Origin of the sequence: Sphingomonas sp., assembly GCF_035317925.1 — a bacterium.
Taxonomy (GTDB): domain Bacteria; phylum Pseudomonadota; class Alphaproteobacteria; order Sphingomonadales; family Sphingomonadaceae; genus Sphingomonas_I.
Genome location: NZ_DATHFV010000077.1, coordinates 1 through 5,877, shown reverse-complemented (window position 1 = coordinate 5,877; position 5,877 = coordinate 1). Strand labels below are relative to the sequence as shown.

Annotated in this window: 5 protein-coding genes; 1 reads left to right on the top strand and 4 read right to left on the bottom strand. The window is 64.6% G+C overall.

Annotated features, from left to right (window positions below; translation table 11 throughout):
• Positions 1–314 (bottom strand): cysteine hydrolase family protein (locus VK533_RS05925; RefSeq protein ID WP_324375921.1); only part of this gene is annotated, 314 nt, incomplete at its 3' end.
• Positions 315–429: 115 nt separating this feature from the next.
• Here VK533_RS05925 and VK533_RS05920 point away from each other — a divergent pair.
• Positions 430–1,473, top strand: a complete 1,044-nt coding sequence (locus VK533_RS05920; protein WP_324375919.1) for an aldo/keto reductase — start codon at positions 430–432, stop codon at positions 1,471–1,473.
• A gap of 19 nt (positions 1,474–1,492) precedes the next feature.
• Here VK533_RS05920 and VK533_RS05915 read toward each other — a convergent pair whose 3' ends face one another.
• The 3 genes from VK533_RS05915 to VK533_RS05905 form a co-directional block, all read right to left on the bottom strand.
• The gene (locus tag VK533_RS05915; protein ID WP_324375918.1) at positions 1,493–4,000 is read right to left on the bottom strand and encodes an ABC transporter permease; all 2,508 of its coding nucleotides are present in this window, start codon (positions 3,998–4,000) and stop codon (positions 1,493–1,495) included.
• A gap of 124 nt (positions 4,001–4,124) precedes the next feature.
• Positions 4,125–4,805 (bottom strand): ABC transporter ATP-binding protein, encoded by a 681-nt coding sequence (locus VK533_RS05910; protein WP_324375920.1) that lies wholly within the window; start codon positions 4,803–4,805, stop codon positions 4,125–4,127.
• Positions 4,806–4,822: 17 nt separating this feature from the next.
• Positions 4,823–5,877, bottom strand: a 1,055-nt coding sequence (locus VK533_RS05905) for an efflux RND transporter periplasmic adaptor subunit (RefSeq protein ID WP_324375917.1), incomplete at its 5' end; no start/stop codon positions are given.

The following is a 5,877-nucleotide window of genomic DNA, read 5'->3' as shown; positions in this document are numbered from 1 at the left end:
TTGGGCGAGCCCGGCCCGCCCGCCTCGACATAATCGGGATCCCAGCCATTCTGCAGATAGACGATCTGCACCCCGGCTGCGCGCGCGGTATCGAGCACGGCCGCGATCTTTTCGATCGTGCCGGCCGCACCGGCGATGTCGAAGCCGGCCAGATCGACATAGCCGCCGGGCGAAGCATAGGCATTCTGCATGTCGATCACGACCACCGCCGTCTGATCGGCAGCGAGGCGCAACGGCTCCGGCCGCGCGGGTAAGGTGACCATGCGCCCTGACGGCGCAAGTGCGGGCTCAACGATGCCGCCGTTCTGCTGCATTCGCGAGATCGTGGCGGTTTCGGCGCGCGGCTGCAAGATATTGTCGCTGATGGGAGTGGAAGTCGCCGATCCGATACCTAGATGACGCGCCTCACATTTCGGCCAAGGATCCTCCATGCGCACCAACCGCCTCGGCAATACCGGCCTGATCGTTTCCGAACTCGCGCTCGGCACCATGACCTTCGGCCAGACGGAGGGGCGGTTCGCGGCGATCGCCGGGCTCGGCCAGCGCGAAGCCGATGCGCTGGTTCGGGCAGCGACCGATGCCGGGATCAATTTCATCGATACCGCCGATGTCTATTCGGAGGGCAAGTCGGAAGAGATTACGGGTCAGGCGCTCCGCAACCTGGGGCTGCGCCGCGACGAGGTGGTGATCGCGACCAAGGCGCTGGGCGCGATGGGGCCAAGCCAGAATAGCCGCGGCGCGTCACGCTATCACATCATGGACGCGGTCGAGGCGAGCCTGAAGCGGCTCCAGCTCGACCATATCGATCTCTACCAGATCCATGGCATCGATCCGGTCACGCCGGTCGAGGAGACAGTGCGCGCGCTCGACAATCTCGTCCAGCGCGGACTCGTCCGTTATGTCGGCGTGTCCAACTGGCCGGCCTGGCAGATCAGCAAGGCGATCGGGGTTGCAGATCGCTGGGGCCTCGCCCGGTTCGAGAGCCTGCAGGCCTATTACACCGTCGCGGGACGCGATCTCGAGCGCGAGCTGGTGCCGATGATGCAGGCCGAGAAGATCGGGCTGATGGTGTGGAGTCCGCTCGCGGGCGGGCTGCTGTCGGGCAAATATAGCCGCGAGGACGAGAGCAAGGGCGACGGCCGCCGCGCCAGTTTCGATTTCCCGCCGGTCGATCGCGATCGGGCTTATGCCGTGATCGACGCGATGAAGCCGATCGCGGAGGCCAAAGGCGTATCGGTCGCGCAGATCGCGATCGCGTGGCTGCTGCATCAGCGCGTCGTCACTAGTGTGATCGTCGGCGCCAAGCGCGAGGATCAGCTCCGCGACAATATCGCCGCGACCGAGGTTTCGCTGGGCGAGAATGACCTCAAGGCCCTGGACGAAGCGAGCAAGCTTCCGCCCGAATATCCCGGCTGGATGTTCGGCGTGCAGGGTGCTTACCGCGACGGCGCGGTCAGCCCGCGCCGCCGGTGATGCTTTCGCCGGGGAACAGCTATTCGTATCTGAGCGCCAGGATTGGATTGGCGCGCGCCACCCGGAAGGCGTGGCTGGCGATCGTGGCGATCGCGATGCCCAGCGCGAGCCCACCCGCGAGCAGGAAGGGTAAAGGCCCCAACCCGACTCGCTGATCGAAATTGTTGAGCCAGTCGCGCATCACCCACCAGGCGACCGGCCACGCGATCATGTTGGCGATCAGCACCGGCCGGCTGAACTGCCACACCAGCAGCTGAACGATGTCGCGGGTGCGGGCGCCCAGCACCTTGCGGATGCCGATCTCCTTGGTGCGCCGTTCGGCGGTGAAGGCGGCGAGCCCGAACAGGCCGAGGCAGCCGACGATCACCGACAGCAACGCAAAACCGGCGAACAATTGCCCACGAGCGGTGTCGGCCTGATATTCGTCGCGCAATATCTCGTCGGCGAAATCGGCCTGGAACGGCACTTGCGGCACCAGCCGGTTCCACACGCCCTGGACCTCGTCGCGCAATTTGTTGGGCGCGATGCCGGCATAGCGGATGTCGATATTGGTGAAGCCGTTCTTGGCCGCCAGGAACAGGATCGGCTGCAGCGGATCGTGCATCGAGCGGAAGCGCGCATCCTGGACCACGCCGATGATCGTGACCGGAACCAGCCCGATCTCCCTGAGCGTGAGACCGCCCATGAGGTTCTTGCCGATCGCCTCCTGCGGCGTGTGGAAGCCCAGGCGATGCGCCGCGCTTTCGCTGATGATCGCATTGGCGCCGCGTGCGGCGAAGGCGCGCTCCGCAGCCATATCGACCGGGAAAGGCGTGGTCGCATCGTCGCGCGGACGATTGTCGTCGAAATCGCGCCCGGCGAGCATTTTCATCCCCATCGCGCGAAAGAAGCCCGACTGCGTCGTGTAATAGCCGAGCTGAATCGACGAGCTGCTGCCGGGCAGGAACATGTCGGTATTGTTGTTGTTGTGGGGCTGGATCGCGATGCCGGTCGCGGCGGCGGCCTGCACGCCGGGCAGGCGGCGAATCTCGTCGACCAGCCGCAGCGTGATCTTGTCCACGCCCTGCGCGTCGAGATTGGTGACCTGGAACAGGCCCTCGCGCTGATAGCCCTGATTGGCGGTGCGCGCGTAGACGGTCTGCGCGTAGATCACGATCGTGCAGATGATCAAGGCGATCGACACCGCGAACTGGCCGATCACCAGCACGTTGCGCAACACGCCCGAACCCTGCGCGTCGGACGCCGATTTGTTGGCGCGCAGCACGCGCGCCGGCTCGAACCGCGACAGATAGAAAGCGGGATAGACGCCACCCGCCGCGCCGACCAGCAGCACCAGCCCGAGCAGATAGGGCAGCACCGTGTTGCGGCCGAAATAATCGAGCGTGATCTGCGCTTCGAGGAAGTTGTTGAAGGTCGGCAGCAGCAGCTCGACCAGGGCGAGTGCGATCACCATCGCGATCGCCGCGACCAGCACGGATTCGCCGATGAACTGTGCCACCAGCTGGCCGCGCGATGCGCCGAGCACCTTGCGCAGCGCGACCTCCCGCGCCCGCTGCGAGGCACGCGCGGTGGCGAGGTTGGTGAAGTTCACGCACGCCATGCCGAGCACCATGAAGGCGACCAGGCCGAAGGTGAGTACGGTACGCTTGTCGTTGGGCGGACGGATGCCGAAACGCTGGCCCTTGCCGAGATGGACGTCGCGCACATTGACCAGGGCGAAATCCTGCAGATCCCCCTGGTTTCTCCGTTCGCCGTTGACGACTTCATCGGGGATGTTGCGCTTCTTCCAGGTTGGAAGCTGGGCGTTGATGTCGGCAGCGTCCACGCCCGGGCGCAGCTTCACATAATACCAGCCGCCCTGGCTGCCCCAGCTCGTCATGAAGGTGGGAAACTGGCCGAATTCGGTGTTGGGATCGACGCGCGCGACGATGTTGGCGGCGAACTGACTGTTCTTGGGAATGTCCCTGAACACGCCGGTGATGCGGTAATCGGTATTGCCGCTGTTGAGCTCGAGCGTCAGCGTCTTGCCGATGACGTTGATGGTGCCGAAGCGGCGCTTCGCCTCGCTCTCGCTGATCGCGAGCGAATTATTGTCGTCCAGCACATGCGCCGGATTGCCGCGCACGAACGGGAATTGGAGCACGTCGAAGATGTTGCTGTCGACGATGCGGACGTCGTCGGTCACCTTGGCGACGCCGTCCTGCAGCACCACCGGCTCTTCGGAACGGACGTAGACGATCTTCTCGACCTGCGGGAAATCCTTCGCCAGCGTGCGGCCGGCGACATACTCGGTCATCTGCATGGGCATCGCTTCGGTGCCCTTCTTGTCCGCCTTGTAATAGGTCTGGAGCTGGAAGGCGCGGTCAGCGCCGGGCAGTGCCGCATCGTAGCTCGTCTCGTAGCGCACATAGAGCAGGATCAGCACCGCTGCCGCGAGGCCGAGCGCAAGGCCGACGATATTGATGAAGGCATAGGTGCGGTTCTTCGCCAGCGCCCGCAGGCCTACTATCAGATAATTGCGCAGCATCGTCCTGCCCTTCTTTGTTCGTTCGGTTTGATGAGGGCCTTCCCGCCGCGCCGGCCAGGCCGGAAGGGACCGCGATCGCGAAGGCCCTCATCCATCCCCCCGCTGACCACGGAGGGTGTTCAAATCACGCCGCGCGCTTGCGCTCGGTCAGCACTTGCCCGTCGAGCATGTTGACCACGCGGCCGGCATAATCGGCATGGCTCGGCGAATGCGTCACCATCACCACCGTCGTGCCTTCGCGATTGAGCGCCTGGAGCATCCGCATCACCTCTTCGCCATGATGCGTGTCGAGGTTGCCGGTCGGTTCGTCCGCCAGGATCAGGTCGGGATTGCCGACCACCGCGCGCGCCACCGCGACGCGCTGCTGCTGGCCGCCCGACAATTGGCTGGGGCGATGATCGGCGCGATGCGCGATCCCGACCTTGTCCATCACCGCATCGACCCGTGCGCGCCGTTCGGAGGCGGCAATCCCGTGATAGAGCAAAGCGAGCTCCACATTCTCGCGCACCGACAATTCGTCGACCAGGTTGAAGCTCTGGAAGATGAAGCCGATGTGGCGCTTGCGAATGTCGCTCAGCTTGGATTCGGGCAGACCCGCCACTTCATATTCGCCGAAGCGGTACGAACCCGACGAGGGGCTGTCGAGCAGGCCCAATATGTTGAGCAAGGTCGACTTGCCGCAGCCCGACGGGCCCATGATCGCGACGAACTCGCCATCCAGGATATCGAGATCGATCGAGTCCAAGGCGGTCGTTTCGACCGTATCGGTCCGATAGACGCGGGAGAGATTGCGCAACGTCAGCATCGACACGTCCTCTTGCTTTAATTGGTAATGTCCAGCCGATCCTTGTCGGCGAAACCGGTGTAGGGGGAGGTGATCACCTTCTCGCCGGGATCGAGCCCGTCGAGCACCTCGATATAATCCTCGTTGCGGCGGCCGAGCCGGACCTGGCGCTTGATCGCGTGGCGACCGTCGGGCGCGACCACGAACACCCACTGGCCGCCGGTGTCGTTGTAGAAGGCGCCGTTGGGCAGCAGCCGCGCGGGCGCCGGATCGCCGAAGGTCAGCCGCGCCTGCAAAGTCTGGCCGCGCTGGATGCCCTTGGGCTCGTCGCCGAGGAACCAGAGGTCGGCCTCGAAGATGCCGTTCTTCACCTGCGGGTAGATCCGCGCGACCTTCAATTTGTAGGTCTTGCCGGCATAATCGACCGTCGCGATCTGGCCGGGCTGGACATGGCCGAGATAGAATTCGTCGACCTGCGCGCGCAGCTTGTTGTGGCCGGGGCTGTCGATCTGGCCGATGCGTTCGCCGCGGCTCATGCTCTGGCCGATCTGGATCGCGAAGGCGGAAAGCTGGCCATCCACCGGCGCGCGCAGATTGAGTTGGTCGAGATTGTTGCGGGCGATGCCGAGCGCGCCCGAGAGCGTCTGGGCGGTGGAGCGCATCTGCGAAAGCTGGGTGGTTTGCAGCCGGTTCTCCGCGCCCTTGGTGGCACGCACCTCGTCCAGCTTGCGCTGCGCGAGGACCAGATCGTCCTTGGTATCGTTGAACACCTTGCCCGCGACGAAACCGCGTTGGGCGAGCGGCGCCTGCAAGTCGTACTGGCGCTTGGCCTTGGCGAACTCGTTCTCGGCCTGGATCACCGCCTGAGCGTTAGCCGAGCGGGTCTGCTCCAGGCTGAGCTCGGTGAGCTGAAGGTTGTAGACCTGCTGCGCGACATCGGTCTGCGAACGCAGGGTTGCCAGCTGGAGATCGGCGTTGGTCAGGACCGCCAGCATCTGGCCCTTTTTCACATAGGCGCCGTCCTCGACCAGGATCTTGTCGATCCGGCCGCCCTCGACCGCATCGAGATAGACGGTCAGCAAAGGCGTTACGA

Bases quoted from the DNA above. Each gene is read 5' to 3' on its own strand.
- VK533_RS05915 (WP_324375918.1), bottom strand. From the start codon at position 4,000: ATGCTGCGCAATTATCTGATAGTAGGCCTGCGGGCGCTGGCGAAGAAC.
- VK533_RS05920 (WP_324375919.1), top strand. From the start codon at position 430: ATGCGCACCAACCGCCTCGGCAATACCGGCCTGATCGTTTCCGAACTC.
- VK533_RS05910 (WP_324375920.1), bottom strand. From the start codon at position 4,805: ATGCTGACGTTGCGCAATCTCTCCCGCGTCTATCGGACCGATACGGTC.